A 26,737-nucleotide genomic window follows, 5' to 3' on the forward strand; every position below is an offset into this window, starting at 1 on the left:
AGACTTCCTCCACACCTACAACCACCATCGCTGCCACACCGCACTCGGAGGCAAGCCCCCGATCAGCCGCGTCAACAACGCTCCGGGCCAATACACCTAGCGGTGGCCGGCCATCCAGGCCGCGACCTGCACCCGCGAGCTCATGTTGAGTTTCGCCAGGATGCGCTGCACGTGACCGTGCACGGTCCGCTCGGAGATGACCAGCCTGCGGGCGATCGACCGGTTCGTAAGGCCGCGGCCGATGAGGACGGCGACCTCCCGCTCCCTGACGCTCAGCGGGCTGCCGGAGGGCGCCGTCGCCGAGGGGGACGGCGGCGGCGCGGACTCCAGCAGCCCCCGCACGTCGCCCGAGGCGGCGAGCTCCCCGCCCGTGCGGTAGGCCACGGCGAAGGCGCTCTTCCCCAGGGCGTCCCGGAGGTTCCGGTCGCAGTGCCCGTGGTGGACCAGCAGCGAGGGGAAGAAGGTCGGCGGGCTGTCGGTGCGGTGGCTGAGCGTGTCGGCGGCCCCGAGGAGGGCGGCGGCGCGCCGGGCGTCGCCCTCCCCGTCGGCGATCCACGCGAGGACCTCCAGGCAGGCCGCGGTCAGCAGCGGATGGCCGATGTCGTCGGCCATCCGCAGGCTCTCCCGCAGCCGGGCCGCGGCGTCCTCGGCGTGCCCGCCGCGCCACAGCGAGAGGCCGGTGCCCCACAGCAGGTAGGACCGGAACACCGACTCGCCGCGTGCGGTGGTGAAGGCCAGCGCCTCCTCGAAGCGCCGCCGCGCCGACTCCCCGTCGGACCGCAGTTCGTGGGTGAGGGCGAGCATCGTCAGGGCGGACAGGTGCAGCAACTCGCAGGTGTCCGGCGCGTCGAGCGCGGCGACGGCGTCCTCCAAATGCGCCTGGGCCCGGACGAAGTCGTCGCGGAAGAGTGCGGCGGTGCCCTCGGACAGGGCGGTGATCCCGTGCACCGACGGGTCGGTGGAGGCCGCGTCGATCGCGCGCGCCCTGGTCAGCAGGGCGTCCACGGCCGCGCGGTCGCCCTGAGGGGCCGTCAGCGCGCAGTCGGCGTAGACCACTCCCGCCAAAGCGTCACCGTCCGCTTCCGCCTCCTGGCCGAGCAGCCGGTCCAGCCAGCGGCGTCCCTCGCGGAACAGGCCCCGGGCGTTCCAGTACGGGAAGAGGTCGCCCGTCGTCCGCAGGCCGGCCCGGGGGTCCCGGAGCACCTGGCGGTCCAGGACGTCGCGGAAGTTGGGCATCTCGCGGTCGACGCGGGCGATCCACTCCAGCTGGCGCGGCCCGACGAACTCCGCGCGGGCGCGCGCGGCGAGACCGGTGTACCAGTGGCACAGGCGGTCGATCGCCTCGTCGGCGCATCCGGCCTCCCGTGCCTTCGACCGGCCGTACTCGCGCAGTGTCTCCAGCATCCGGAAGCGCACCGCCGTGCCGTCGGTCTCCTCCCGTACCAGCACGGACTTCTCGTGGAGTGAGGTCATGACGTCGAGCACGTGATCGGATCCGCAGACGGCGGTGGCGGCCGTCATGTCGATGCTGCCGGCGAAGAACGCCAGGCACGACCAGACCCGTCGCTCGGCGGGGCTGCAGAGTTCGTGGCTCCACTCCACGGACAGCCGGAGTGTCTGCTGGCGGGTCGGGATCCCGCGGCCGCTGCGGGTCAGCAGCGCGAACCGGTCGCTCAGCCGGTCCAGGATCTGGGCGGGCGACAGGGTGCGCAGGCGCGCCGCCGCGAGTTCGATGGCGAGCGGCAGCCCGTCCAGCCGCCGGCAGACGGCCGCCACGACGCCCGCGGTGTCCGCGGTGAGTGCGAACCCGGGGGCGGCGGCGGCCGCCCGCTCGACGAAGAGGGTGACGGCGTCCGACTCCCCGGGCCGCGCGGAGGTGTCGTCGCCGGGAAGCGTCAGCGGGGGAACCCGCAGGACCGTCTCGCCCCCGATCCGCAGTTCCTCGCGGCTGGTGCACACGAGGTGGACCGGCGGGCAGGAGCGGAGCAGGCGACCGCACAGGGCCGCGACGCCTTCGACGATCTGCTCGCAGTTGTCGAGGACCAGCAGGCGGCAGCCGTCGGCGAGGAAGTCCACGAGCGCGTCCTCGGTGGACCTCCCGGCCGGCGCCCGGACGCCGAGGGTTCCGGCGACGACGTCGGCGAGGAGCGCCGCGTCGGACAGCTCCCCCAGGTCGACGAGCCACACCCCGCCGGGGAAGCTCCGGCGGGACCGCTCCGCGGCGCGCAGCGCCAGCCGGGTCTTCCCGACCCCGCCGGGTCCGGTCAGGGTCACCAGGCGGGCGCCGCGAAGCGCTCGTACGGTCTCGGTCAGCTCGTTGCGCCGGCCCACGAAGCTCGTCACCTCGGTGGGCAGGTTGCCTTCGGCTCCGGGGCGCCCCGGCTGCCTCCCGGTGGGACGGCGGCCCTCACGCGTGGTGCGCCCGGCGTCGTCGCCGGCCATACCTGCCATTCAACCACCACGGCCTCGGCGGGTGTCCCCGGTGACAACGCACCGGATGCACACCGGTACGCGGTGTGACCGCCGCACGGGGGTCAGGCGCGGGGGGCGGGGAGCCAGACGCGCATGGTGGCCGGGCCCCGGTTGCCCCAGCGGTGGTAGGGCACCAGCCGGACCCGCGTCCGCTCCCCCGGCGCCTCCGGCGGCTCGCCGTACGGCCAGCCCCGGTGCCCGGGCAGCACCGTGGTCGCCGGGGCCTCCAGCTCGACCAGGCCTGCTTCCTCGTGCTCGACGAGGGGGCCCGCCGTGTCCACCTGGACGAGCTGCTCCCGGGGGTTCTCCGCGCAGTAGACGATCGGCCCGCGTTCGACCGCGACGCAGCCGCGCACCGCGTCGATGCGGGGGTCCGGCCAGACCCAGCGCGGCCGGAGCGGCAGTTCGAGCCGGAAGCGGTCGCCGGGCCGCCAGGTCTTCTCGACGTGGACCTGGGCGCCCTCGCGGCGCACCGCGGCGGCACCGGCCGCGACCTCGGCCCCGGACGCCCAGGGCGGCAGGCGGAGGGAGACCGTGCGCGGGGCGGCAGGGGCGGCGAGTACCTCCACCTCGGCCCCGCCCGACACCGGGTAGCCGGTCTCCACCCGCAGGGCGAGGCCGTCGTGCCGGATCTCGGAGGGGGTCAGGTGGTGGATCTGCACGCCGTCGCCGGTCGCGGTGGCGAGGTAGGCGGGAAGGGAGGCGAGGGTGCGGGCGAGGTTGTTCGGGCAGCACGACACGGAGAACCAGGGGGCGCGCAGCCCGGTCCCCGCCCGCGGGCTGACGCCGTCGGAGGGTTCGCCGGGGACGCGGACCTGGAGGGGGTTGGCGTAGTAGAACGAACGCCCGTCCAGGGCCGGCGAGGTGGCGATGACGTTGTAGAGGGTGCGTTCGGCGAGGTCCGCGTAGCGGGAGTCGCCCGTGGCCAGCAGGAGCCGGTGGCACAGCATGAACGACCCGACCGCGGCGCACGTCTCGGAGTAGGCCCGGTCGGGCGGCAGTTCGTAGTCGTCGCCGAACGACTCCCCGGCGTGGCGGGACCCCATGCCGCCGGTGAGGTGGACGCGCCGCTCGACGGTGCGCTCCCACTGCTCCCGCACGGCGGTCAGCAGGGACGCGTCCCCGGTCTCGACAGCGACGTCGACCGTGCCGCACGCGAGGTACATCGCCCGTACGGCGTGGCCCCGGAACACCTTCGCGTCCCGTACCGGCACGTCGTCCTGGAAGTAGGCGCGGCCCAGCTCGATGTCGGCGAGCGCGGGGGTGCCGCGCCTCTCGACGAAGCGCCGGGCCATCTCCAGATAGCGGTCGGCCCCGGTGGCCCGGTAGAGCTCGACCAGGGCCATCTCGATCTCGGGGTGGCCGCAGACCTCCGGGGACTCCATGAAACGCCGGCAGATGTGGTCGGCCGCCCGGCGGGCGGTCTCGGTGAGCGGGCCCGGCCCGGTCCGGCGCAGGCGGGCGACGCCCGCCTGGATGAGGTGGCCGAAGCAGTAGAGCTCGTGGCCCCACTCGAAGTCGCGGTAACGGTCGCCGCTCCATCGGGTGTTGAGGTAGCCGTCGGCCTCCTGGGCCCGGGCGACCACCGATTCCAGCGCCTCGAACCGCGGGTCGCCGGCCCAGGCCATGGCCTCCAGCAGTTTGTAGACCTCCGAGTCGGCGAACTCCCTGCCGCGGGCCGGCTCGCCGCGGAAGTTGCCGATCCATCCGCTCCTGTCCATCCATTCGAGGCAGTGCCCGATGATCACGTCCTGGTTGAGGGTCTGCCGGTCGCCCCAGAAGCCCGGGGCCAGCCGGACGGTGTCCAGCCCCAGCGGGGTCAGTACGCCTGCGGACGGAACGACGGGGTCAGCCACGTAGTGCTCCTGTCATGAATCCGCGCACGTAGAAGCGCTGGAGGGCGAGGAAGAGGATCAGGCAGGGGACGGCCATGAACATCACGCCCGCCTGCATGACCGGGTAGTCCACGGCACCGAAGTTGTGCACCCGCATGTTGACCACCGCGACGGGCAGCGGCAGTTTGTCGCCCGAACTGATCAGAATCAGCGGGGCGACGTAGTCGTTCCAGGAGGCGAGGAAGGCGAACAGACCGACCGTCACCAGGCCCGGGGCCACCAGCGGCAGCAGCACCCTGACCAGGGTGCGGAGGCTTCCGCAGCCGTCGACCCTCGCGGCGTCGTCGAGGGTGCGGGGCACGGCCTCGAAGGCGTTGCGCATCATGAACACCGCGAACGGCAGCTGGAACATGACCATCACCAGGGCCAGGCCGACGAGCGAGTCCTGCAGGCCCAGTTCGCCGAGGAGCACGTACAGCGGGATGAGGATCGTCGGGTAGGGCACCATCAGGATGGCGAGGACGAGGGCGAACAGCAGGCCGCGGCCGGGGAAGGCGAAGCGCGAGAAGGCGTAGCCGGCGAGGGTGGCGACGAGGAGGGTTCCGGCGACGGTGAGCGCCACGAGCACCACGGTGTTGGTCAGATAGGTGCCCACGCCCTCGCCGTACGTGGCCAGCTTCCGGTAGTTGCCGAGGGTGAAGGAGTCGCCGGCCCGCACCGACGACCACGCGCTCCGTCCGATCGGGTAGACGAACACCACGGCGAGCGCCGCGAGGGCGAGACGTCTCACAGGGTCCTCCTCCTGATGGAGACGAGCTGCACGGCGTTGAGGACGACCAGCGCGACCAGCACGAGCACCGACATCGCGGCGGCCGAGCCCAGGTCGAACCGGACGAACGCCTCACGGACGATGACCATGACGACCGAGGTCGTGCTGTTGCCGGGCCCGCCCCTGGTGAGGATGTAGAACTGCTCGAAGCCGAGCAGCGAGCCGGTGACCATCAGGCAGAGCACCAGGGCGATGGTGGGCCGCATCAGCGGCAGCGTGATCCGCCGGAACGCCTGCACCGCCGAGGCGCCGTCCACCCGTGCCGCCTCGTAGAGTTCGGTCGGGATGGACTGCAGGCCGGTGAGCAGGATGACCATGTTGAACCCGGCCCACCGCCAGATCACCAGGGTCACCGTGGACCCGAACGCGACGTTCGGGTCGCCCGCGGTCCAGGACACCGGCTCGTCGATGAGGCCGATCGCCTCGAGCATCCCGTTCAGGGGGCCGATCTGCTCGCTCAGCAGGCCGAAGAAGAGCAGGGTCGCGGTGGCCCAGCCGACGGCGGCCGGCAGGAAGAACGCGCCCCGGAACAGGCCGGTCCCCCGCCCTCCGTTCTGGATCATCAGGGCCAGGGCGAAAGAGACGGCGAAGAGCAGGACGGTGACGATCGCGGTGTACTTCAGGGTGAACACCACCGCGTCCACCACGAGGGAGTTGTCGGCGATGCGCTGGTAGTTGTCGGGTGCGTTGAAGGACGGGGACGCCAGCAGCGGCCACTTGTTGAGGGACATCCAGACGACGAGGCCGAGCGGCACCAGGAAGAACAGGCCGACCACGACGGCGGCGGGAGCCGCGTAGGCGAGCCCGGTCAGGCCCTCGGAACGCCGCCGCCGGCGGCGGGCACGAGCGGCCGTACCGCGCGCGGCCGTGCGGGGTTCTGCTGAATCCGTCATGTTCTCTCCAGCTGCGGTCCGGCACACCGCCGGTGTGCCGGACCTGTCCTATTGCTGGTTCAGTGAGGCGGAGATGGTGCCGGCGCCGTCCTTCAGCGCCTTGGCGGGGTCGGAGCCGAACAGCGCGTCCCGCAGGGTCTTCACCCACGGGCTCTGCGGGTCGTTGTAGGACTCGTTGAACTTCAGCGCGTAGGGCGTCCGGCCGTCGGCCATGATCTCGTTCATCGCCTGCACCCGGGGATCGTCCGCGGTGATGTCGGTGCGGGCCACGGTGGACATGCCCTTGGCCTGCAGGTCCGCCTGCACCGTGTCCGAGAGGGTGTAGGCCAGGAAGTCCCAGGCCGCGTCGGCGTTCTTGCTGGTGGCGCTCACGCCGATGACGTCGCCGCCGACGAAGGTGGACTTGCCTCCCTTCACGCCCGGGATCGGGGCCACGCCCACGTCGATGCCCTTGTCCTCCAGCAGGCCGAGCCAGGTGGACGGTCCCGGGGCGATGCCGATGTCGCCGGCCTGGAGGGCGCCGAGCCAGGTCGTCCCGTTCTCGTCCTTGGAACCGGGCGCGGCCACGCCCTCGGCGTAGAGCGTGCGGTAGACGTCGAACACGGCGGCCATCTGCGGGTCGTCGACGGTGCTCGCGGTCCCTTCGGCGTTCATGACCTCGCCGCCGTCGGCCCAGACGGACGGCCAGAACGTGAAGACGTCGCAGCCGCCGCAGTTCCCGCCGAAGTAGGTGCCGTAGGTCTTGCCGCCGAGCTTCTTGCGGATCGTCGTGGCCTGGTCGGCGAACTCCTGAAGCGTCGCCGGGGCCTTGTCCGGGTCGAGACCGGCCTTCTTGTACAGGTCCTTGTTGATGAACATCACCGAGATGTCGACGGTGTGCGGGACCGCGAAGAGCCTGCCGTCCTGGGTCGCCTCCTTGATGTGGGCCGGGGCCACCTTGTCCTTGAACGGGAGCGACTCGAACCGGTCGGTGACGTCCTGCCACAGGCCCTGGGAGATGTAGTTCGGCGCGAACACCACGTCCGAGGCGAACAGGTCCGGCAGGTTCCTGCCGCCCGCCGCCGTGGCGATCTTCGCCGGGTACTCCTCGTTCGGGAACGCGGTCACCTCCACCTTGTTGCTGTGGGAGGCGTTGTAGGACTGCGCCAGTGCCTTGGTCTGAGCCTCCGTCGCGGCTCTGGTCCACACCGTGATGGTGGACGCCGCCGAGGACGTGCCGGGCTTGTCCGCCGACCCTCCTGAGTCGCTGCAGGAACTGGCCAGCACCGCCGCACACGCCACGGCGAGCGCGGCGGCGACCTTGCGTCCGGACGATCGCGATTCCATGTCTTCCCCCTCTGCATCCCCAGAGAAGCACCGAAAACTGACCTGAAAGGTTTTTGGAAACGTAGGATCGGCGGCCGGGGCTGTCAAGGGTTCGGAGTGAGGTACGTCACTTGTCCACCACGCATGTCCCCTCTATATTCAGGCAAATTGGAGCAGGCAGCCTGGGACGCAGCGTCCTCCCTCCTCACGAAAAGGTTCTCGGAACGATGAGTTCTCAGCGGCGACGGGCGACCACGATCACCGATGTGGCCTCGCTCGCGGGGGTGTCGATCGCGACCGCGTCCAAGGCGCTCAACGGCGGTAACCAGGTCCGCGCCGAGACCGTGCAGCGGGTGCTGCGGGCGGCCGAGGAACTCGCGTACCAGCCCAACGCGCTCGCCCGGAGCCTGATCTCCGGTCAGACCCGCACCGTGGGGCTGCTCACCAGTGACAGCGTCGGCCGTTTCGGCATCCCCGTGATGCTCGGCGCGGAGGACGCCTTCGGCACGGGGGAGATGGCCGTCCTGCTGTGCGACGCGCGCGGCGACTCCATCCGCGAACAGCACTACGTACGCACCCTGCTGGCCCGTCGCGTCGACGGGATCATCGTGGTGGGCGAGAGCACCGACCGGCGGCCGTCGATCAGCCGCGACCTGCCGGTGCCCGTCGTCTACGCCTATGCGCCCTCGGACGATCCGCGGGACGTCTCATTCGTGCCCGACGACGTCGGAGGGGCCCGCCTCGCCGTCCAGCACCTGGTGACCGTCGGCAGACGGCGCATCGCCCACATCACCGGGCCGACCGACTACCAGGCCGCGCAGGACCGTGCCGCCGGCACCCTCGGCGCGCTGGAGGAAGCGGGGCTCGCCCTCTCCGGCGGCCAAGTGCTCTTCGGGGCCTGGTCGCAGCGGTGGGGGCGGCAGGCGGCCGAGATCGTGCTCGGCTCCGACCCCGGGATCGACGCCGTGGTGTGCGGGAGCGACCAGATCGCCGCGGGCTTCGTCGAGGCCGCCCGCGAGCGGGGCCGTCGTGTGCCCGAGGACATCGCGGTCGTCGGGTACGACAACTGGGAGGTGCTGTCCACCGAGACCAGGCCCCCGCTGACCACCATCGACATGAACCTCGAAGTGCTGGGCCGCACGGCCGCCCAGCACCTGTTCGCCGCCATCGACGGCCAGGCCGGCTCGGGAGTGCACCGCATGCCTTGCAGCCTGACGATCCGTGACTCGACCCTGCCGCAGTAGCGCGACCCGCCGACGGGCTGCCGCCTACGCGCCGCCGGGACGCGGCGGTGCGCTGTCCTCCGGCGCTGTCGCGGGCCTGGTGTGGAGGACTTCGCGGGCCTGTTCGGCGGCGCGGGTGATGCTCTCGCTGATGAAGTCGAGGAAGCGGGCGATGTTCTCCAGGCGGGCGGCGGCCGGGGTGTCGGGGCCGAGGACGGCGACACCCTGACGGGCCGTCGCGACGAGATGGTCGTTGGCCCGGGCGCTGGCGATCGTCGCCTGGAAGAAGAGCTCGTCGTCGACGACGTAGCGGTCGCGGCGGCGTTCGTCGCGCTCCCGGCGCACCAGGCTCTGACTCTCCAGGAACGAGATCGCCTTGGAGACGGACGCCGGGCTGACCTGGAGGCGCGAGGCGAGCTCGGACGCCGTGAGGCTGCCCGCGTCCGTGGTGAACAGGCAGGTCAGCACGCGGGCCGGCGTCTTGCCCAGGCCGGAGCCCATCAGCACGGTCGTAAAGGTCTCCTCGTACGCCGCGACGGCCGCGGCGTCGCGTCCGTGCGACTGGGGATCCGTCTGCGGGGCCCGGGGGGACGCGGGCCGGCGCCGGTGCGCGCGGTGTTCGGTGGCGCGGTGCGCCAGGTCGGCGCGGTAGGCGGTGGGGCCGCCGTTGCGCATCACCTCGCGCGTGACCGTCGAGGTCGGACGGTCCAGGCGCCGGGCGATCTCGGCGTAGGGGAGGCTGTCGGCCAGCCCCAGCGCGATCTGCTGGCGTTCGGACTGGGTGAGCCTGCCTCCCGGCATCGCGATCTCCTCGGTGGTTCCTCACGGCGGTCCCTGACTCCCCCACCATAGCGTTCACTCCTTACTCATTGCAATGCACGAGAGATCTGTCGTTGCGTTACTTTCAGGTCCGTTGCAACACTTTCTAGTCCTTGAGCTGCGTATTTATGGATGCGATGCAACAAGCATGTTGTCGTGAGATGGAAAGCAACGTAGCGTTTCTCATGTCGGAAACAAGGAACGAGCACAGGAGAGAACGATGCAGAAGTTCGACACCCCGGCCCCGGTGACCGCGATCCTGAGCATCCCCGCCGGCCGCGTCCAGGTGATCGCCGCCGACCGCGCCGACACCACCGTCGAGGTCGTGGCCGCCGATCCCGCCAAGGGCCGCGACACCAAGACCGCCGAGCAGGTCACCGTCACCTACGCCGGCGGCATCCTGCGGATCACGGCGCCCGACGCCAACCGGCTCATCGGTCCTTCCGGTTCCGTGGAGGTCACCGTCCAACTGCCCGCCGGCTCCCGCATCGAGGCCAAGACCGGCAGCGCCGAGCTGCGCGGGGTGGGACGCCTCGGCGACGTGGTCTTCGACGGCGCGTACCGCCACATCAAGATCGACGAGGCGGCGGGCGTCCGCCTCACCGCGGTCGACGGCGACGTCGAGATCGGCCGGCTGGGCGGTCCCGCGGAGATCAGCACCGCACGGGGCGACATCCGGATCACCGAGGCAGTGCGCGGCACCGTCGTGCTCAGCACCCAGTCCGGTGACATCTCGGTCGGCGCGGCCGCCGGCGTCTCGGCAGCCCTGGACGCCGGAACGGGCCACGGCCGCATCGTCAACGCCCTCAAGAACGACGGCACCGTCGAACTCGACATCCGCGCCACCACCCCGCAGGGCGACATCACCGCCCGCAGCCTCTGAACAGCGCGGCGCCACCACCGCCCCGCCGGACCCGCCGCGGCCGAGATCCCTTCGGCCGCGGCGGGCGCGGCAGGCCTGGGCAGGGGCCCACGATTCCGCGCCGGGCCCCGCACACCACGTACAGGACATCTCACGCGAGCAAGGGGAATCCCATGACGAACAACAGCACGTCCAGGGCCGGTGCGCAGTGGTCCGGCATGGTGCCGGTCGAGGACACGGCCCTGGCCGTCACCGACTCCGGTGGCCCCGGCATCCCCGTGGTCTACCTCAACGGCCAGTTCGCCACCCAGGGGTACTGGCGCCGCGTCCTCGCCGAACTCGGCCCGCAGTGGCGGCACATCACCTTCGACGAGCGTGCCCGCGGCAAGTCGGGGCGCTCGTCGGACTACTCCTTCGAGGCGGCCGTCCGGGACGTCGACGCCGTCCTCGCCGCCAGGAACGTGGACCGGGCCCTGGTCATGGGCTGGTCCTACGGCGCGGTCGTCGCGGCGCACTGGGCCGACCGCAACCCGCAGCGCGCCCTGGGCGCGGTCCTCGTCGACGGCGCGTTCCCGCACAACTGGCTCGACGAGGCCATGGAAGTGCGCATCCGCAAGCTCTTCCGGCGCATGAGCTGGTTCCTGCCCCTGCTGCGCCCGACCGGCCTGGCCCCCCGGATGACCGCCGCACAGCAGGCCGAGAGCAACATCGAGCTGGGCGTGCTCTCCCGCGAACGCGAACTGGGCCCCGTGCTGGACCGCATCACCGTCCCCGTCCGCTATGTCGTCGCCTCCGGCACGTCCCTCGGCAGCCGCGGCGACGAACAGGAGCGCATCCGCGCCGGCCTCGACGCGGTGACCTCCCGGAACCCGAACATACGGATCGCCGCGAAGGTCGCCAGCAACCACGGTGCGATCCTCAAGAAGGACTACCCTGCCGTCGCCCGGGCCCTGCGCGACATCGCCCCGCAGGAGGGCACGAGTCACTGAGCACCGACCGGCGGACGCGGAGGCGCGGCGGGCGGGCGGGCGGGCGGCGAGTGACGCGGGCCACCACACAACGAGACCGGATGCGCGCACATCGGGCCCCGGGCGTCCGAACCGCCTCACCGCCGGGATCCCGGTCGTAGATTCCAGTTCAGCAGTGCGGGCCCGCGGACGCGTGGCACATGCACGCGGCCCGGACCACGGCCCGTCCGGCCGGGCTCACGGCGTGCGAGGTGCGGCGCCAGGAAGCCCGCGGCCCGCCGCCGTCATCCCTGGAGGAGTTCCGACCGATGAAGACCGTCACCCACTGGATCGCCGGCAAGCCGTTCACGGGCGCCCCGGGTGCCCCCGGCACCTGGGGCACCGTGACCGACCCCGCGACCGGAGAGGTCACCGCGCAGGTGGCAATGGCCGGCGCCGAGGAGGCCGACGCGGCGGTCGCCGCGGCCAAGCAGGCCTATGCCACCTGGCGCACGACCTCGCTCGCCGATCGGATCGCGATCCTCTTCCGCTACCGCGCCCTGCTGGACGCGCGCCGCGACGACATCGCCGCGCTGATCACCGCCGAGCAGGGCAAGATCCACGCGGACGCCCTCGCGGAAGTCGCGCGGGGCCTGGAGATCGTCGAGCTGGCCTGCGGGATCGGCACGGCGCTCAAGGGTGACACGTCCACGGAGGTGTCGGGCCGTGTCGACGTGGCGTCGTTCCGGCAGCCGCTCGGTGTGGTCGTCGGCATCTCACCGTTCAACTTCCCCGCCATGATCGGCATGTGGATGTTCCCCATGGCGATCGCCTGCGGGAACACCTTCGTGCACAAGCCGAGCGGAAAGGCCCCGTCGGCCTCCATGCTCCTCGCGGAACTGGCGGCCGAGGCCGGCGTGCCCGACGGTGTGCTCAACATCCTGCACGGCGACAAGGTCGCGGTGGACGCGCTGCTCGACCACCCCGACGTGGCCGCGGTGTCGTTCGTCGGCTCCACGCCGGTCGCCCGCCACGTCTACAGCCGGGCCGCCGCGAGCGGCAAGCGCGTCCAGGCCCTCGGCGGGGCGAAGAACCACATGCTGGTGCTCCCCGACGCCGACCTCGACGCGGCGGCCGACGCCGCCGTGACCGCCGCCTACGGATCCGCCGGCCAGCGCTGCATGGCCGTCTCCGTGGTGGTCGCGGTCGGCTCGGCGGGCGACGCACTCGTCCCGCGGATCGCCGAACGGGCCGCCCGGATCACGATAGGACCCGGGAACGACCCGGCGTCCGAGATGGGCCCGCTCGTCACCCGGGAACACCGCGACGAGGTCGCGGCCCACGTCGCGGGCGCTGCCGCCCAAGGCGCCGACGTGGTGCTCGACGGCAGGGATTTCACCGTCGAGGGTCGGGAGAATGGCCACTGGATGGGCGTCACCCTGCTCGACAGGGTCAGCACGGAATCGGACGCCTACCGCAACGAGATCTTCGGTCCCGTCCTGTGCGTGGTCCGCGTGGAGACCTTCGAGGAGGGCCTGGCCGTCGTCAACGGCTCCCGGTACGGCAACGCGAGCTCCGTCTTCACCCGCGACGGCGGCGCGGCCCGGCGGTTCCAGTTGGAGGTCGAAGCCGGGATGGTCGGCGTGAACGTGCCGATGCCCGTGCCGGTGGGCTACCACTCCTTCGGCGGCTGGAAGGACTCGGCCTTCGGCGACCACCGTATGTACGGGAGCGAGGCCGTGCACTTCTACACGCAGGGCAAGGTGGTCACGAGCGTGTGGCCGGAAGCCGCAGCTCGGGCCTCCCGCTGAACCCCGCGCCGGGAGGCGGTGCGCCACCGCCGACGATTCCGCCCAACTCCGCTGTCCCGTCGTCGCGTTGATGTCCCACAGACGGTCGGCCCGGCACCCGTTCTCTGTTACTGTCCCCGCCGACAGGCCAGTGCGGGCGACTCATCGGCGGAGGAACGCATGGGAGAGACCGTTGTCGTCGGTGCCGGGCCGACCGGTCTGTGGCTGGCGGCGGAACTGCGCCTGGCGGGCGTCGATGTGACCGTCGTCGAACGCCGCGAGGAGCGCTTCCCGCACTCGAAGGGCTTCACGATCCATCCGCGGACCATGGAGATCTGGGCATCGCGCGGGATCGACCACCTCTTCCTCGACGAGGGCAGGAAGATCCCGAACTCCCATTTCGGCCTGCTCGACCAGCGCGTCGACTTCAGCACGCTGGACACCCCCTTCCCGCACATCCTCGTGCTGGGCCAGCCGAGGGTCGAGGAACTGCTGGAGCAGTACGCCCTCGACCTGGGTGCGGACATCAGGCGCGGACACGCCTTCGCCGGCCTGACGCAGGACGCCGATTCGGTGGTGGCCCAGGTGGAGACCGCAGGCGGGCGGTACACGCTGGAGGCCGACTACCTGGTCGGTTGCGACGGCGCCGCGAGCGAGGTCCGCAAGGCCGTCGGCATCGCGTTCCCGGGAACGGACTCCACCGCGTACACCTGGATCGCCGACGTCACCCTCGACGACCCGCCGGACGTGCCGTACTTCCAGCGGAACAGCGCCGCGGGCCAGGCGCTCGTCGTCCCCATGGGCAACGGCGTCCACCGCGTCGGCGGGGTCAACGCCACCGGCGACGGCGACGACGACTGGACGCGCCATGCGGGCGCGGAGGAGCTCCGCGTCCGGCTGGCGGCCGTGGCCGGCTCGGACTTCGGCCTCCGCGATCCCCTGTGGGTGTCACGGACCGGATCCGCCAACCGGCTCGCGGAGCGCTACCGGTCCGGAAGGGTCCTGCTGGCCGGGGACGCCGCCCATCGCATCTTCCCCGTCGGCGGCCTGGGCCTCAACGTCGGCCTCCAGGACGCGTGGAACCTGGGATGGAAGCTCGCGGCCACCGTGCGGGGCTGGGCGCCCGGCGGGCTGCTGGACAGCTACCACGACGAACGCCATGCGGCCGGTGTCGCGCTGATGGAACTCGTCCGCGCGCAGACGTCGCTCATGACCGATTTCCGGCCGGATCTTCTCGCCCTGCGCTCGGTGCTGAACCGGGCCATCAGCGAGGTGCCCGCGTTCTCCGCTTCGCTGGCCAAGGAGCTGTCCGGGCTCGCCGTCGCCCATCCGCCGGGCGGCGACGCCCATCCGCTCGTCGGCCACCGGGCCCCGGACCTCCGACTCGCCGACGGCAGGGGGCTCTTCTCCGTCCTCGCCGCCGATCGGTACGTGCTGCTCATGGCCTCGAAGGCGGACGCGGAGACCGCGTCGCCGCGCACGGACGGCGGGCGTCCGCCGCACGTCCTGACCGTGGTCACGGACGCGCCCGACCGCGTCCGCCCGGAATGGGACCGGCTCCGCGCCGCACTGATCCGCCCGGACGGCCATGTCGCCTGGGCCGCGTCGACCCGCGACGGAACGGCGCTCACCGCCGAGGCGGCGGACGCGATCGCCGCGGTCCGGCGGCCGGGGGCCTGAGAACCGCTCTCCTCAAGCGGGTGCCGCAGGTACGAATCCTGCCTGGGTGCTCCCCTTCGGCTCGACCAGGCCGTGCATCGCCGTGATCGACGCGCAGGTCTAGCCGGTGTGCAGGGCGGCAAGGAGCCTGGCCCGCAGGAGTTGTACGGCTGGAGAAGACTGGCCATGGCGGGTGACGAGTCCGAGCCGGGCGTGCGTGGCGGCGTCGGTGAGCGAGACAGTCCGCACGTCGGCGCCCTGCACGGAGGACGCGCTCAGGACGGCAACCCCGGCGCCGCGCTCAACGAGGCGGAGCAGGGTGACCGGGGAACTGGCGTCGATGTCCACGCGTGGGTCGAGACCGATCCTGCGGCAGGAGTCCTCGTAGGCGGCGCGGATGCCGGTGCCTCGGGAAAGGCAGAGGATCTTCTCACCCTCCAGGTCGGCGAGACTCAATTCCTTCCGGTCGAGAGGGTGCCCGGCCGGGACGGCGACGGCAACCGGCTCGTCGAGGACGACGCTCACCTCCAGGCCCGGGGCGACATCGCCCGCATAACCGATCAGGGCCAGGTCGAGAGTGCCGGAGAGAGCGTGGGTCTGGAGGTCACCGGAGTAGCCCTCGTGAAGGCTGAGCTCGACGCCGGGGTGGGTACGGCCGAGATCCGCGACGGTATCGAGGAAGGCCGGGATCGAGCAGCCCATGATCATGCCGAGACGGACCCGGCCCCGGACGGCATCGGTGAACTCGGCGACGGTGTGCTCGATGGCCTCAAGGATGGCAAGGGCGCTCTTCGCCAGAGGGAGGACCGCCTCGCCGGCCGGCGTGAGGCGAATTCGTCGGCCGGAGCGGTCGAGCAACTGCTGGCCCAGTTCCAACTCCAGCTTGGCCACTTGGGTGCTGATGCCGGACTGGCTGACGTGCAGGCGATGAGCGGCAGCGGTGAAGGTGCCCTCGTCCATGATCGCGGCGAAGTAGCGAAGCTGATGAATCTCCATATCCAATGATGATAGAGGCCATCGGATCCATCTGTTGGACGGATGGAGGGAGCTGCTCAAGGATGAGGGCATGACGACAACGAAGACGGTGCGAGAGCTTGCCGAGACCTACTTCACCGCCTGGGAAGCAGGCGACTTCCAGACCCTGCGGGGGCTGCTGGCCGAGGATGTCGACTTCGTCGGGGCACTGGGAACAGCGTCCGGGGTGGAGGAGGCGCTCGCAGGACTGAAGGGGCTCGGTCAAGTGCTGGAGAAGATCGACGTGAAGGTACGGGTGGCGGAAAATGATGACGCGATCACCTGGTTCGACCTGCACACAAGCGTTGCGCCGCCCACCCCGACGGCGAACTGGATGCACGCGGAGAACGGGAAGCTCACCCGGATCCGGGTGACCTTCGACCCCCGCGCACTGCTGGCGGGATTCGAGAAACACCACTGACGACGAAGACCCCGGCACGGCCGGTGCTCCGGCCCTCGGACCGGAGCACACCCCGGTCGCCCCGGAAGCCCGAGGAAGCCGGTCCGGGGCGTCGGGACCTTGCGCGGATCACCGAACACCGGCACGGGGCCGGGCGTCAGTCAGGCCGGTGAGAGTCCGCTCCCCTTGCCCCCCTGCTGCAACCGCAACTCGCGGGGGCTCACTCCGTACGCCGCCTTGAAAACCCGGCTGAAGTGGGCCGGGCCGGCGAACCCCCACCGGTGGGCGATGGCCGCGATCGTCATGAACTGATGCACCGGCGACGCCGGTTCCCTCCTGCATTCCTCGAGGCGCTGCGACCTGATCCATTCACCGAGGGTGATTCCCGCCCGGGACAGGGTCAGGTACAACCACCCTACGGAGACGTCGTGCTCGGCGGCGATGCGCTCGGCAGTCAGATCGGGGTCCGCCAGCTGAAGGCGGACGAATTCCTGAACCCGCTCCAACAGGGTGCTGTTCAGGGACTCCTTGGCCAGGTCGTCCCGGCCCAGGCCCAAAGTGACCACAGCCCCGACCAGATCGACACAGGGCTCCGCGAACAGGCCGGTCTCAGTCTCGCCGACAGCGGTCCGGTCGTGGGCCAGCCGGGCGAAGAACGCCGCTGTGGCGCCCAGGACCGTGGGCTCTGCTTTATCACCGGTTGATCGTGCGGTACGCCGATCGCCGGTTCGGCACAGGGGCACCGGCCGGTGTCGCACGCGTGCCGGAGGTCGGCGGCGACCTCGGCGGCGAGATCACTCCTCTGCGGCCCGAACGGCACGCCGCGGAAGTCGAGCGCCAGGGAGGCGATTCAGCCGCAGGCATGTGCGAGCAGCGTCCCGGACGAGGAAGCGGTAGACGTTCCGCGGCTCCACCGGGCGGCCGGCGCAGACGTGCCCGGCCTCGGACCAGGCGACGCCCGTGCGCGCTCCAACGTCACCCGAAGAACCCCGAGGGGATGTATGGCTCCGGTGGCCGCATTCCGCGCAGGCAGACCCAGGCGGACGTGCTGAGTTCCAGTCCGGCGGTCAGCCCCACGTCCACGGCCCACTGCTGCTCGGCCGTCACATTGGCGATCTGTGCCGGGGCACCCTCGGGCAGGCTCAGTAGTGCGGCCGTGAGCAGCCGGGACGCCAGGCGGCGTGAGGTGGCGGCGAGCAAGCGTATGTTCCCGTACGGGTCGATGTAGCAGTAGCCGCTGCCGGCCAGATCGTCGACGATCAGCAGGTCGCTCTCGGTGAGCAGTTGTTCGTGGTCGGGGCCGTGGGCGCTGCCCCGGGTACGCCGGTCGACGGAGTCCACCAGGTCGCGGTGCTTGGCCGAGCCCTCGTGCACCGCCCCGTCGGGCGTCGGCAGGTCGTCCTTGCGGACGGCGCCCTCCAAGCGCATCGCCGGATGCAGCACGAAGCCTGCCCGACGGTAGGTCGCCGCCGCCCGCGGATCGGGGGAACTGCAGATGATGCCGCGCAGGCAGCCACGCCCGTAGGCCATGGCGGCGGCGAGCAGTTCGCGGCCGACCCCCTGCCGCTGCGCGGACGGCAGCACGGCAAGGAGCGCCAGCCCCCAGGTCCCCTCGCGGCGGGTCGACAGGGCGACCCCGAGCGGCATGCCGGAGGTCTCGTCCACGGCGAGCCAGCAGCCACCGGGGTCGGTGCGCGCGACCCACCGGTTGCGCCGACGCAGCATGGCGGCCACCTCGGGAGGCATCTCCTCGGGAGGGCCACCGCTGGGCAGGGCATCTGAGGCACCGAACGCGGCGGAGGCCACAACCGCTATCGCGTCGGCGTCATCGTCGGAGTCACGCAAGGGGCGCAGCATCATGCGGCCTTCCTGCCCCTTCGGCAGGGCGGGCATCCGCTCCGGCATCACCTTGGCGAAGTGCCCGATCCTGCAGTCGGCTCACACGCGGTTGACGACGGTGCCGAAACGCCGAAATTGCCTCGTCACCCCGTGGGCGGTCACTGCCGTGCGCAAGCCCTACAGCCCCGAACGCAGGGCAGCGACCAGTCGACGTTCGAACGGTCGCACCTCACTGAGACGCGTCACCCGCGACAGTGCCGTACAGCAACAAGCACAGCCACCTCCGCGCCACGTGAGGTGGCGCCGAGCGGGTACTTCACCCAGGGCCGCGGGCTACGATCGGGCACAGGGAGGGGACATGGAGGGGACATGGAGTCGTTCGGAAGTGCTGTCGGCGCGTTTCTCTACGGAGGGCCCGTCCTGGCGGCCCTCGTCCTGGCCTTTGTCGCTCTCGTGATTCCTCGGTGGCGCCGCCATGTGGTCGCCGAGATCGAACGCGAAGAGGCTCGGGCCGCCCGTGAGCTGTCCGAGGTTGGCCCGCAGCCGACGACAGCCGACAACGCTGGGACAGCCGACGTCGATTAGGGCACGGAGCCGCACACCGCAGGTGGCACCGATCATGCCGCAGCCCGTGGGGCTCCACCGGCCTTCCGAGGTCAGCCCGATCAGTGGGGTGAGAAGCGTGCGAGGCAAGAGGCCAGGGAATCATTGCCCGGTTTGCGGCTTCGACCTCGGGTACCCGCCCTGGGGCGGGAGCGGGGATGTCGCGACCTTCGACATCTGTGCATGCTGCGGCATCGAGTTCGGATACGAGGACGCGTCAGACGCGGGCGTGATCAAGGCCCGTAACGACTGGGTCGCCCAGGGGTACCCCTGGAAGGGCGACGTTGGGGAAAGACCGGCCGACTGGGATCCGGAGGCGCAACTGCGCGCGTCGCTGCCGGTCCCGTGGCCCATGGGTGATCACGGTGCCGAATCAGCGCAGGATCCGAAGTCGTCCCACTGAGGTCTGCGACACAGCAAGGGCCGCGCTCACATCGGACTCCCCGGCCCGGGGTGCCGCGGAGCGGCCGGTGGCGGGCACCGGCCGCTCTGCGGAGGTCACTTCAGGCCGAAGGCCCGGGTGACCGTCTGGGTGATGCCGCCGCCGTTGCGCTGCGCGGCGGTGACCCGGATCGAGACGTAGTGCGCCCCGGCCGGTGCGTGGAGCTGGGTCTGCCAGGTGCCCTTGTTCTCCTTCATGTTCTGCGGCTGCCAGGATTTACCGTCGTCGTAGGACACGTCGAGCCGGACTGAGGAGACCGCGTCCTTCGCGGCGTCACTGCCGACGACGGCGGGTGTGACGGAGAAGGCCGACGTGCGCTTGGCCCGTCCGTCGAGGTCCACGTCGGTGGTGTAGTCGAGTTGGGCGAGCGGCAGGGCCTGGTCGTCGGCGGTGCCGGACAGGAACGTCCACTCGGTGTGCGTGGTGGCGGAGTAGGGGGTGAATTCGGCGTTGGCCCTGGTGTCGACGACCAGCCGGTACGGGAGCTTCTGGGGTGCCAGGTCGCCCACCCCGAAATCGGGCCGCGGCCCGCTCTGCACCAGCAGCCGGTCCCCCTGGTAGAGCGCGAAGCTGCGCGACCACAGGGACGACGTGTCACCGCTGTGGGCGGATCCCCCGTCGCCGAATCCCGCGATCATGCCGCCCATGGCGTTGCCGACCCGGTGCGGGACCTCGAAGCCCAGGATGCGCGGCCGGGTGATCGGGCCGAACCAGTGCTCGCTGTGCACGCTGCCCGGCTGGTAGCCCACGACGTCGGTGAAGGTCCCCCAGCCGTCGGTGGACGCGTACTGCTGCCACTTGACGCCCTTCCCGGCGGACACCCAGTCGGTCCGCTGCCCACGGGCGACCGGTTCCCTCGGAAACGGCGGGACCCGCACCGATCCGTAGACGGCGTACGGGTAGCCGGCCGGCCAGAACTCGTACGGCGGGCTGTCCTCCCGGCTCTCCACGACCTGCACGCCGGCGGGCGGTGCGAAGACGTTGTCGATGCGCGCGAGGCTGCCGGGGTCGGTGGCCGCCGACGGGTCCTGCGGGATGCCTCCCTGGTGGTAGTCGGCCAGGTCGTACAGGTACGCGGGCGAGGGGTGGGCCTCGACCGCCAGCTTCGTCGCGGCCCTGCCCGCGGAGGTGATCCGCCGGATCAGCGCCTCACCCTCGTCCGTGGTGAGCGAGGCGACCGGGACCGGACCGGTGCCCGTGCCGTCCGGGGTGCCGTACCAGTCGGTCCCCCGGCCTTCCCCGTCGTTGACCACCAGGAGCATCGCCGCACCCGCGGCGCGCGCCGCGGCCGCCTGGTCCGCGGGGGCCACGTCGGCACTGCGGCGGACGACCGCGGCCTTGCCGCGTGCGGACAGGCCCGCGTAGCCGGCAGCCGTTCCGTCGCCGGCGAAGACGGCGTCCACGTGCGCGGTGCCGTCGCGGAACTGAGGGGATCCCGGCTGCACCAGCAGTGTGTCGTCGAGAGAGCGTCCGGCGTAGCTGATCCTCAGCGGGGTCTGCTCGGCCCGGATCCGGGTGGTGAAGACGAAACTGCCCTTCTTCACCTTGCCGTTGGTCGGGAGGGCCCAGAGGCTGTCGTACGCGGGCGAGGGCAGCAGGATCTCGTGCAGGGCCTGCGTGTCGCTGGGCGTGGGCTCGGCCGAGGTGAAGGAGCGGAAGAGGTCGATCCTGCTGGTGGTCACGGACGTGGGCTTGGGCGTCGCCACCTTGACCTGGCGGATGCGCGAGGCGTCGAGGTCGACGGTCCGGTCGGCCGTCAGGTCGACTTCGGGGGCGGTCAGCACCGCGAACCCGAGGGAGTGCGGGCCGTGGCGGCCCTCCACGTCCAGCGTGGACACCACGGTGTAGGAGCCGGGCGCCCAGCGGCTGCTGAGCGTGCCGTCCGGGGCCCACATGACGGTGGTCCTCCCGTCGGCTCCGGTGATCTCGACCTCACCGCTGACCGGCTTGCCGGAGCGGTCCTTCAGATGCACCGTCAGGGTGTGCTTCTCGGACTCGACGGACAGGCCCACGGCCGTGTGCACGGAACCGGCCTGCGAGACCGCGGTGACCTGGGCGGCGTACTGGCCGGGAGCCAGTCCTCCCGGGTTCGCCGTGATGCCGACGGTCGCGGATCCGCGCGCCGGTACGGTGACGCGGTCGGCGGCCAGGGTGAACACCCCGGCGGGCGAGGCCCCGCGATCGGTCGAGAGCCGCAACGACACCGCGCGGTCCGTGGTGTTGGTGTACGTGATCTTCCGCGTGACCGGATCGTGCTTCCGGTCCTTGGCCCAGCGCACGAGTCCGGCGTCCACCGAACCGGTCGCGACGACCTGGTCCTTCAGGTAGGCCGCGGCCACGTCCAGCCGCCCGGTGCCGGCCTGGTACGGGCTGTAGTCGGGCGTCAGGACGCTGGTGCCCATCAGCGCGTCCTTGATCTGCCCCCCGGTCCACGACGGGTGCTTCTGGGCCAGCAGGACGGCCGCGCCCGCGACATGGGGCGCCGCCATGGACGTGCCGCTGTCGGAGCGGTACCAGCCCTCGCCGCCGTCGGTCATGTACTGGGAGCGCGCCGCCGTCACGTCGACACCGGGGGCCGTCAGATCTGGCTTGAGGCCGTCGTCGTTCAGTCGGGGTCCGGCGCTGGAGAAGTCGGCGAGGTGGTCGGAGCCGTCCACCGCGCCGACGGTGAGCGCGGCGTCCGCGGTTCCCGGCGCGCTCACGCTGTAGGGGCTGTTGCCGCTGTTGCCCGCGGCGATGACGAACAGCGCGCCCGTCTCGGCGCTCAGCTCGTTCACCGCCTGGCTCAGCGGGTCGTCCTGGGTGTGCCAGGCCGGCGTGCCCAGGCTCATGTTGACGACCTTGGCGTGTTCGGTCCGCACCGCCCACTCCATGCCCGCGATGATCCCCGATATCGCGCCCGAGCCGTTGTCGCCGAGGACCTTGCCGACCACGAGGTCGGCGCCGGGGGCGACACCGCGCTCCTTGCCGTCGGAAGCGGCGCCCGTCCCGGCGACCGTGGAGGCGGTGTGGGTGCCGTGGCCGTAGCGGTCCACGACCTCCTGGCCGGGGACGAAACTGCGCGACGCCACAATGCGGTCGGCCAGGTCCGGGTGGGTGGCGTCCACGCCCGAGTCCAGCACCGCGACCCGCACCCCGGCGCCCGTACCGCCCGCGGCCCACGCCGCGGGTGCGCCGATCTGCGCGGTCGAATCGGCCAGCGTGGCCTGCGCCTTGGCGTCCAGCCACACCCCGTCCACACCGGCGGCGAAGGACGGCGCGGACGGGCCCGGGGAGGCCTCGGCGGTCCTCGCCGCCGGCAGGTCGCCGTCCCCTGCACCAGTCAGGGTCGACCAGAACGCGGTGGCCTTCGACCGCTGGGCGCGAACGGCCGCTCCGTGGACGGAGGGCAGGTCCACGGTGGTGGCCGTCCCCGGCAGTGCCTTCTCGGAGGCGCCGTTCGTGCGAGCGGACGCGGCATTGGAGCGGGTGATGATCAAGGGGAGCGCGCCGGCGTGGGCGTCGTCATAGCCCTGGGCCACCAGCCGTGTGACGTTGAAGAGTTGCTTGTCGAGTCGGCCTGTCGCGAGGTACGCCATGGCCTCGTCGGGGTACACAAACGTGTCCCCGCCTTCGGCGACCACACGCACGGACCCCTTGGCCCCCGGCGCGCGCTCGACATCCATCAAAGGAGCCTGGCCGCCCGCCTCCTGAGTCATCGTCACCTTGTCGCCGGTGATCAACGTCACGGTGACCGGCGCGTGCTGGGACCCGCCGGTTCCGGCCGGGGACGTGGCAGCGGGGAGGAGTGGGGCGGCGCCGTGGGCCGCCCCGGGAGTGCTCAGGGTGACGGCAAGAACCGCGGCAACCGATGCCGCAGATCTTCGGGCGAATGGAACGCGCACATTTCCTCCAGAGTCGACGATGGACGGCATCCGACCATCCCCGCAGGGGAAATGTAAAGGCCTTGAACTAATAACTTTCCTGGGCCGTCGTCAGATCGGCCGACGGCTGGACAACCCCCGCCACAACGGCACTTGACCAGACAGAACAGCCCGGGAACGGGCATCAGGAAACGCCCGCGAAATACCCCTTTCACCCCGCACGCAATTCGACATCCGGTGGTTTTCGAAGTTTTCACACATACGGAACAACGCGGAAATCCCGCCTCGGTACCGCCGATGAGAACCGAACGCGCGGAACCCCGGCGCCGCACCACCGGCGCCGGGGTCCGGGCCCCGCGGTCACCAGCGCGGAGCGGTGTCCGCGAGTTGGAGTTCGCCCCTGCCGAAGGAGAAGCTCTCGTTCGGAACGGGGATCAGCGCGATGAAGATGTCGTCCGGCGAGACGCCGACAGCCTCGGCCACCAGCCTGTTGATGGCGGCCGCGACCGCCCGCTTGTCCTCGAGGGGCCGGTGCGCCCCGAGGAGGACCGTGATGATCATCGCGTCGCTGCTGCGCTGCATCCCCATGAAGGTCGGGTCCAGGAACAGTTCGCTGTCGCTGTGCTCACTGATCACGATGAAGCGGTCGCCCTCGGGAATGCCGAGCCCCTGAACGAGCGACTGGTTGAGCGCGTCGGCGAGTGCGCCCTTCTGCTCCGGCGAGAAGCGGCCCGCGGGGACGTAGGCGTTGAAGACGGGCATGGCATGCTCCTTCGGCAGGGAGGCCCGGGGTCCGCGACGCGGTCCGGCCGGGCGTGGACCGTGTGCGGAGGCGAGTGTGCGGCGCCCTCCGGAGACCCGGCCGTCCGGGCACGGCACGCGCGTCCGCCCCGAAAGGGCTCACGAGGGCATTCTCATCGAGGGTGCACTCCCCCGCGAGGCGGCCGCACGTACGATGCGCCGACTTCCCCGGGCCGAACACGCCCTACAGGCGTGCCGTCATCCCGCCGTCGATCGCGAGCGCGGCCCCCGTGATGAAGCCCGTCTCGTCGCTCAGCAGGAACGCCGCGAAGGCGGCGACCTCCTCCGGCCGCCCCATCCGCCCGAGCGGGTGCATCGCCTCGGCCGCGCGCCAGGACTCCTCCCACGTCACGCCCGGCAGGCCACCGGCCAGCCCCCGCGACAAGGGGGTGTCCACGCCGCCGGTGATCAGGGCGTTGATCCTGATCCCCGCCGGGGCCGCGTCCAGCGCCGCCGAGCGCGTCAGCCCGATCACGCCGTGCTTGGCGGCGTTGTAGGACGCCATGTTCGGGTAGGCGGCGACGCCGCAGGCGGAGGCGTTGTTGAGGATGGCGCCGCCCCCGGCGGCCCGGAGCGCGGGGATCTGGTGCTTCAGGCCGTAGAAGACACTGCTGAGGTTCAGCTCCAGCTCCGCGCGCCAGGCCGCGCCGTCGATCCCGGTGATCGGGCCCATGGCCGTGGGGGCGCCGACGTTGTTGAACGCGCCGTCGAGCCGGCCGTACCGGCTCACCGTCCACTGGACGAGTTCGGCCACCTCGGCCTCCGCGGTCACGTCGGTGGGGACGAAGACCGCCTCGCCACCGGCCGCGCGGATGCCGGCCACCACCGCGTGGCCGACCTCCTCGCCGCGCGCCGCCAGGACGACCTTCGCGCCCTCGCCCGCGATCCGCTCCGCGGTCGCCCGGCCCACGCCGGACGTGGCCCCGGTGATCAGGACGACCTTGTCTGTGAATCGGGCGGACACGCGACCCTCCCGTGCTCAGTCGGGCCGGAGGCCGGGCACGAGCCTCCGGCGGGGCCCTGCGGGCAGGTGGTTCACATCCCGCCGTGGGCCGGCGCGGCAGTGGTTGCCAGGGGGGCCCGCTCGCGGTCCGCTGCCGCCGCCCGCTCCTCGACCCAGGTCCGGGCCACGTTCCACGCGTGTCCCGCCGGGTCCACGACGTCGAAGTGGCCGGCGCCGGGCGAGGCCACGAAGGTGACGTCCGCGCCCCTGGCGGCCGCCGCCTCCGCGTACGTCCGGCCGTATGCGGGCGGAATGACGTCGTCGGCCGTGCCGTGGATCACGAGTACCGGCACGCCTCCATTCTCCAGCAGAACGGGAGACGCCGCCGCGTACCGCTCGCCGTACTCGGTGACGCGCCCGCCGAGCAGGAGCGGCACGATCCCGTCGTGCGCACGCGAGGCGACGGCGTTCCAGGGGTCCGGCAGGGACGGCGACGGCGCACCGGCCGGCGGCTGAGCGTCCGCCTCCGCGAGCTCCGCTCCGAGCCGGGCCTCGTCGGCCGCGACCAGGTCGAGCACGCCGGCCAGGGTCACGACGCCGAGCGGCCGCACCTTCGGACGGGCACCCGGGACACCGTCGGGCAGCACGGACCGGTGCGCGGTCCACGTGGCGAGCTGGCCCCCGGCGGAGTGGCCCACGACCAGGATCCGGTCCGCGTCGATCGAGGGGTCGAGGTCCGGTACCGCGTCCACGGCGGCCGCCACGTCGTCGAAGGTGCCGGGCCAGCCGCCGCCGGGCTCGCCGATGCGCCGGTACTCGATGTTCCAGACCGCGAACCCCCGCGAGACCAGGTCCTCCGCGAGGGCGGTCGACTGCCTGCGGTCGAACATCGCCGCCCACCAACCGCCGTGGATCAGCACGACGGTGGGGAACGGGCCGTCGCCCTGCGGCAGGTACAGCTCTCCGACCTGCGACGGTTCCGGGCCGTACGCGATGGTGCGGACCGCGCGCGGGCCGTCCTCCGCGTCGTCGTACCGCACGGCGCTCTCGGCGCTCACCAGCGTGTCGATCGTGGCGAAGAAGGCGGCGATGCCGGGGAGGTTGCCGCCCTTCGCGCTCGATTCGTCGTACGCCTGCGCGTCGGTCCACTCGACGATGTCGAGCCAGGTGTCGTCCGCCACGCGGACCAGTCGTGCGGCGATGAATCCCCGCCGGTCCTTGCGGAAGTCGGCGAGCATCCCGCTCCGGGCGGCCAGCATCGCCGACGTCCGCTCGGGCGTGACAGTGAAGGTGGTCAACTCGATCACAGACATGGAGGAGCTCCCGGCGGTGCGGCATCTCGGAACAGAGGCTGACAGTAAGTTTTCATGACTATCAAGATTACTTACCAATGAGCCTAAGGAGTCGTCCGCGCGATGGCAACCCACCGCTCCGCCCACCCCTCCAGGGCTGCTTGCACGGGTGGAAAAGGAGCGTTACGTTCGCATTGGTCATGAATTTTGACTGTCGCGATGAGTCACCATGCGTCCATCGGAAAAGGTGAGCACGTCATGCCCGACACGACGTTCCGCGAGTTTCTGACCACCGACAACGCGGCACTGGTCCTGGTCGACCACCAAGTGGGCCTCTACAGCGGGGTCCGGGACACCGACCTGCTGGAGCTGAAGCACAATGTGGTCGCCCTGGCGAAGGCGGCGCAGGTGCTCAACCTGCCGATCGTGGTCACCACCACGGCCGCGGACAGCATGTGGGGACCGCTCGTCCCCGAACTCGCCGAGGTCCTGCCGGACGATGTCGACGTCATCGACCGCGGCACGGTGAACGCCTGGCACGACAGCCGGGTACGGGACCGGATCAGGGCGACCGGTCGGCAGCGGCTGATCTTCACCGGCATCTCGCTCGAAGTGTGCGCCACCCTGCCGGCCATCGCCGCGGCTGCCGAGGGCTTCGCCACGTACGTCGCCCTCGACGCCTCCGGTACCTTCTCCGACGCCAAGCGCGAGGCCGGGCTCATCCGGCTCCAGCAGGCAGGGGCCGTCGTCAGCGACTACGCCACGCTGATGGTCGAGATCCTCGCCGACAACGCCTCGCCCCTCGCCGGGGACGTGTACGGAGCACTCGACATGCCCTTCTCGGTCATCGTCGGCCAGCTCTCGGCGGCGTACACCAAACACGCATGACGGGCACGGCGGTGCGCC

The 26,737-nt window shown here is 71.4% G+C and carries 20 protein-coding genes and 2 pseudogenes; 9 read left to right on the forward strand and 13 right to left on the reverse strand.

The annotated features are described in order from the left end of the window. Positions 1 to 100: pseudogene (locus tag ACIP64_RS08945) on the forward strand (IS481 family transposase); the annotation flags it as partial. On the opposite strand, the gene ACIP64_RS08950 reads toward ACIP64_RS08945, so the two are convergent. From ACIP64_RS08950 to ACIP64_RS08970, 5 genes are all read right to left on the reverse strand, one after another. Beyond that, positions 97 to 2,442 (reverse strand): ATP-binding protein, encoded by a 2,346-nt coding sequence (locus tag ACIP64_RS08950; protein ID WP_401583234.1) that lies wholly within the window; start codon positions 2,440 to 2,442, stop codon positions 97 to 99. The pseudogene ACIP64_RS08945 and the gene ACIP64_RS08950 overlap by 4 nt on opposite strands. 92 nt (positions 2,443 to 2,534) lie before the next feature. After that, positions 2,535 to 4,328, reverse strand: coding sequence for a glycoside hydrolase family 127 protein (locus tag ACIP64_RS08955; protein ID WP_401583236.1), 1,794 nt, complete (start codon positions 4,326 to 4,328; stop codon positions 2,535 to 2,537). Beyond that, entirely contained in the window at positions 4,321 to 5,097 is a 777-nt protein-coding gene (locus ACIP64_RS08960; RefSeq protein ID WP_401583237.1) for a carbohydrate ABC transporter permease, read from the reverse strand. Before ACIP64_RS08960 ends, ACIP64_RS08955 begins: the two co-directional genes overlap by 8 nt. Continuing rightward, positions 5,094 to 6,029, reverse strand: a complete 936-nt coding sequence (locus ACIP64_RS08965) for a carbohydrate ABC transporter permease (protein WP_401583239.1) — start codon at positions 6,027 to 6,029, stop codon at positions 5,094 to 5,096. Before ACIP64_RS08965 ends, ACIP64_RS08960 begins: the two co-directional genes overlap by 4 nt. 48 nt (positions 6,030 to 6,077) lie before the next feature. Next, a complete protein-coding gene (locus ACIP64_RS08970) occupies positions 6,078 to 7,355 on the reverse strand; it encodes an ABC transporter substrate-binding protein (protein WP_401583240.1) in 1,278 nt (425 codons plus the stop codon). Positions 7,356 to 7,561: 206 nt separating this feature from the next. Between ACIP64_RS08970 and ACIP64_RS08975 the strand changes: the two genes are divergently transcribed. Continuing rightward, a complete protein-coding gene (locus ACIP64_RS08975) occupies positions 7,562 to 8,578 on the forward strand; it encodes a LacI family DNA-binding transcriptional regulator (protein ID WP_401583241.1) in 1,017 nt (338 codons plus the stop codon). A 24-nt stretch (positions 8,579 to 8,602) separates the two neighbouring features. Here ACIP64_RS08975 and ACIP64_RS08980 read toward each other — a convergent pair whose 3' ends face one another. Beyond that, positions 8,603 to 9,358: a helix-turn-helix domain-containing protein gene (locus tag ACIP64_RS08980; protein WP_401583242.1), complete on the reverse strand. Its 756-nt coding sequence runs from the start codon at positions 9,356 to 9,358 to the stop codon at positions 8,603 to 8,605. Between the two features lie 238 nt (positions 9,359 to 9,596). Between ACIP64_RS08980 and ACIP64_RS08985 the strand changes: the two genes are divergently transcribed. From ACIP64_RS08985 to ACIP64_RS09000, 4 genes and pseudogenes are all read left to right on the forward strand, one after another. Beyond that, complete coding sequence (locus ACIP64_RS08985; protein ID WP_401583243.1) at positions 9,597 to 10,259, forward strand: DUF4097 family beta strand repeat-containing protein; 663 nt, start codon at positions 9,597 to 9,599, stop codon at positions 10,257 to 10,259. Positions 10,260 to 10,411: 152 nt separating this feature from the next. Continuing rightward, complete coding sequence (locus tag ACIP64_RS08990) at positions 10,412 to 11,227, forward strand: alpha/beta fold hydrolase (RefSeq protein ID WP_401583244.1); 816 nt, start codon at positions 10,412 to 10,414, stop codon at positions 11,225 to 11,227. A 287-nt stretch (positions 11,228 to 11,514) separates the two neighbouring features. Continuing rightward, positions 11,515 to 12,996 (forward strand): CoA-acylating methylmalonate-semialdehyde dehydrogenase, encoded by a 1,482-nt coding sequence (mmsA, locus tag ACIP64_RS08995; protein WP_401583246.1) that lies wholly within the window; start codon positions 11,515 to 11,517, stop codon positions 12,994 to 12,996. A 129-nt stretch (positions 12,997 to 13,125) separates the two neighbouring features. Then, a pseudogene (locus ACIP64_RS09000) lies at positions 13,126 to 14,655 on the forward strand (FAD-dependent monooxygenase); the annotation flags it as partial. Between the two features lie 99 nt (positions 14,656 to 14,754). Here the strand turns inward: ACIP64_RS09000 and ACIP64_RS09005 are convergent. Further along, positions 14,755 to 15,630, reverse strand: coding sequence for a LysR family transcriptional regulator (locus tag ACIP64_RS09005; RefSeq protein WP_401583248.1), 876 nt, complete (start codon positions 15,628 to 15,630; stop codon positions 14,755 to 14,757). 70 nt (positions 15,631 to 15,700) lie between these two features. Between ACIP64_RS09005 and ACIP64_RS09010 the strand changes: the two genes are divergently transcribed. Continuing rightward, positions 15,701 to 16,069, forward strand: coding sequence for a nuclear transport factor 2 family protein (locus ACIP64_RS09010; RefSeq protein WP_401583250.1), 369 nt, complete (start codon positions 15,701 to 15,703; stop codon positions 16,067 to 16,069). Between the two features lie 140 nt (positions 16,070 to 16,209). Here the strand turns inward: ACIP64_RS09010 and ACIP64_RS09015 are convergent, their stop codons facing one another. Next, positions 16,210 to 16,806: a helix-turn-helix transcriptional regulator gene (locus tag ACIP64_RS09015; protein WP_401583251.1), complete on the reverse strand. Its 597-nt coding sequence runs from the start codon at positions 16,804 to 16,806 to the stop codon at positions 16,210 to 16,212. Positions 16,807 to 17,023: 217 nt separating this feature from the next. Beyond that, positions 17,024 to 17,908: a GNAT family N-acetyltransferase gene (locus ACIP64_RS09020; protein ID WP_401583804.1), complete on the reverse strand. Its 885-nt coding sequence runs from the start codon at positions 17,906 to 17,908 to the stop codon at positions 17,024 to 17,026. 348 nt (positions 17,909 to 18,256) lie between these two features. Here ACIP64_RS09020 and ACIP64_RS09025 point away from each other — a divergent pair, with 348 nt between their 5' ends. Further along, positions 18,257 to 18,472 carry a hypothetical protein gene (locus ACIP64_RS09025; protein WP_401583253.1) on the forward strand — a complete coding sequence of 72 codons (216 nt, stop codon included), beginning with the start codon at positions 18,257 to 18,259 and terminating at the stop codon, positions 18,470 to 18,472. A 516-nt stretch (positions 18,473 to 18,988) separates the two neighbouring features. On the opposite strand, the gene ACIP64_RS09030 is transcribed toward ACIP64_RS09025, so the two are convergent. The 4 genes from ACIP64_RS09030 to ACIP64_RS09045 form a co-directional block, all read right to left on the reverse strand. Continuing rightward, positions 18,989 to 22,597 carry a S8 family serine peptidase gene (locus tag ACIP64_RS09030; RefSeq protein ID WP_401583255.1) on the reverse strand — a complete coding sequence of 1,203 codons (3,609 nt, stop codon included), beginning with the start codon at positions 22,595 to 22,597 and terminating at the stop codon, positions 18,989 to 18,991. Between the two features lie 558 nt (positions 22,598 to 23,155). After that, positions 23,156 to 23,557, reverse strand: a complete 402-nt coding sequence (locus ACIP64_RS09035; protein ID WP_401583256.1) for a tautomerase family protein — start codon at positions 23,555 to 23,557, stop codon at positions 23,156 to 23,158. 223 nt (positions 23,558 to 23,780) lie between these two features. Then, a complete protein-coding gene (locus ACIP64_RS09040) occupies positions 23,781 to 24,560 on the reverse strand; it encodes an SDR family NAD(P)-dependent oxidoreductase (protein WP_401583257.1) in 780 nt (259 codons plus the stop codon). Positions 24,561 to 24,631: 71 nt separating this feature from the next. After that, complete coding sequence (locus ACIP64_RS09045) at positions 24,632 to 25,852, reverse strand: alpha/beta hydrolase family protein (RefSeq protein ID WP_401583259.1); 1,221 nt, start codon at positions 25,850 to 25,852, stop codon at positions 24,632 to 24,634. Positions 25,853 to 26,089: 237 nt separating this feature from the next. Here ACIP64_RS09045 and ACIP64_RS09050 point away from each other — a divergent pair, with 237 nt between their 5' ends. Next, positions 26,090 to 26,719 (forward strand): isochorismatase family protein, encoded by a 630-nt coding sequence (locus ACIP64_RS09050; protein WP_401583261.1) that lies wholly within the window; start codon positions 26,090 to 26,092, stop codon positions 26,717 to 26,719. Positions 26,720 to 26,737: the final 18 nt, after the last annotated feature.

The organism is Streptomyces sp. NPDC088733, from assembly GCF_044751185.1.
Lineage (GTDB): Bacteria > Actinomycetota > Actinomycetes > Streptomycetales > Streptomycetaceae > Actinacidiphila.

What these genes read in the sequence shown, in the direction of transcription:
- ACIP64_RS08950 (WP_401583234.1), bottom strand. Translation starts at nt 2,442, where the DNA reads ATGGCCGGCGACGACGCCGGGCGCACCACGCGTGAGGGCCGCCGTCCC.
- ACIP64_RS08965 (WP_401583239.1), bottom strand. Translation starts at nt 6,029, where the DNA reads ATGACGGATTCAGCAGAACCCCGCACGGCCGCGCGCGGTACGGCCGCT.
- ACIP64_RS08970 (WP_401583240.1), bottom strand. Translation starts at nt 7,355, where the DNA reads ATGGAATCGCGATCGTCCGGACGCAAGGTCGCCGCCGCGCTCGCCGTG.
- ACIP64_RS08975 (WP_401583241.1), top strand. Translation starts at nt 7,562, where the DNA reads ATGAGTTCTCAGCGGCGACGGGCGACCACGATCACCGATGTGGCCTCG.
- ACIP64_RS08980 (WP_401583242.1), bottom strand. Translation starts at nt 9,358, where the DNA reads ATGCCGGGAGGCAGGCTCACCCAGTCCGAACGCCAGCAGATCGCGCTG.
- ACIP64_RS08985 (WP_401583243.1), top strand. Translation starts at nt 9,597, where the DNA reads ATGCAGAAGTTCGACACCCCGGCCCCGGTGACCGCGATCCTGAGCATC.
- ACIP64_RS08990 (WP_401583244.1), top strand. Translation starts at nt 10,412, where the DNA reads ATGACGAACAACAGCACGTCCAGGGCCGGTGCGCAGTGGTCCGGCATG.
- mmsA (WP_401583246.1), top strand. Translation starts at nt 11,515, where the DNA reads ATGAAGACCGTCACCCACTGGATCGCCGGCAAGCCGTTCACGGGCGCC.
- ACIP64_RS09005 (WP_401583248.1), bottom strand. Translation starts at nt 15,630, where the DNA reads ATGGAGATTCATCAGCTTCGCTACTTCGCCGCGATCATGGACGAGGGC.
- ACIP64_RS09010 (WP_401583250.1), top strand. Translation starts at nt 15,701, where the DNA reads ATGACGACAACGAAGACGGTGCGAGAGCTTGCCGAGACCTACTTCACC.
- ACIP64_RS09020 (WP_401583804.1), bottom strand. Translation starts at nt 17,908, where the DNA reads ATGATGCTGCGCCCCTTGCGTGACTCCGACGATGACGCCGACGCGATA.
- ACIP64_RS09025 (WP_401583253.1), top strand. Translation starts at nt 18,257, where the DNA reads ATGGAGTCGTTCGGAAGTGCTGTCGGCGCGTTTCTCTACGGAGGGCCC.
- ACIP64_RS09030 (WP_401583255.1), bottom strand. Translation starts at nt 22,597, where the DNA reads ATGGATGTCGAGCGCGCGCCGGGGGCCAAGGGGTCCGTGCGTGTGGTC.
- ACIP64_RS09035 (WP_401583256.1), bottom strand. Translation starts at nt 23,557, where the DNA reads ATGCCCGTCTTCAACGCCTACGTCCCCGCGGGCCGCTTCTCGCCGGAG.
- ACIP64_RS09045 (WP_401583259.1), bottom strand. Translation starts at nt 25,852, where the DNA reads ATGTCTGTGATCGAGTTGACCACCTTCACTGTCACGCCCGAGCGGACG.
- ACIP64_RS09050 (WP_401583261.1), top strand. Translation starts at nt 26,090, where the DNA reads ATGCCCGACACGACGTTCCGCGAGTTTCTGACCACCGACAACGCGGCA.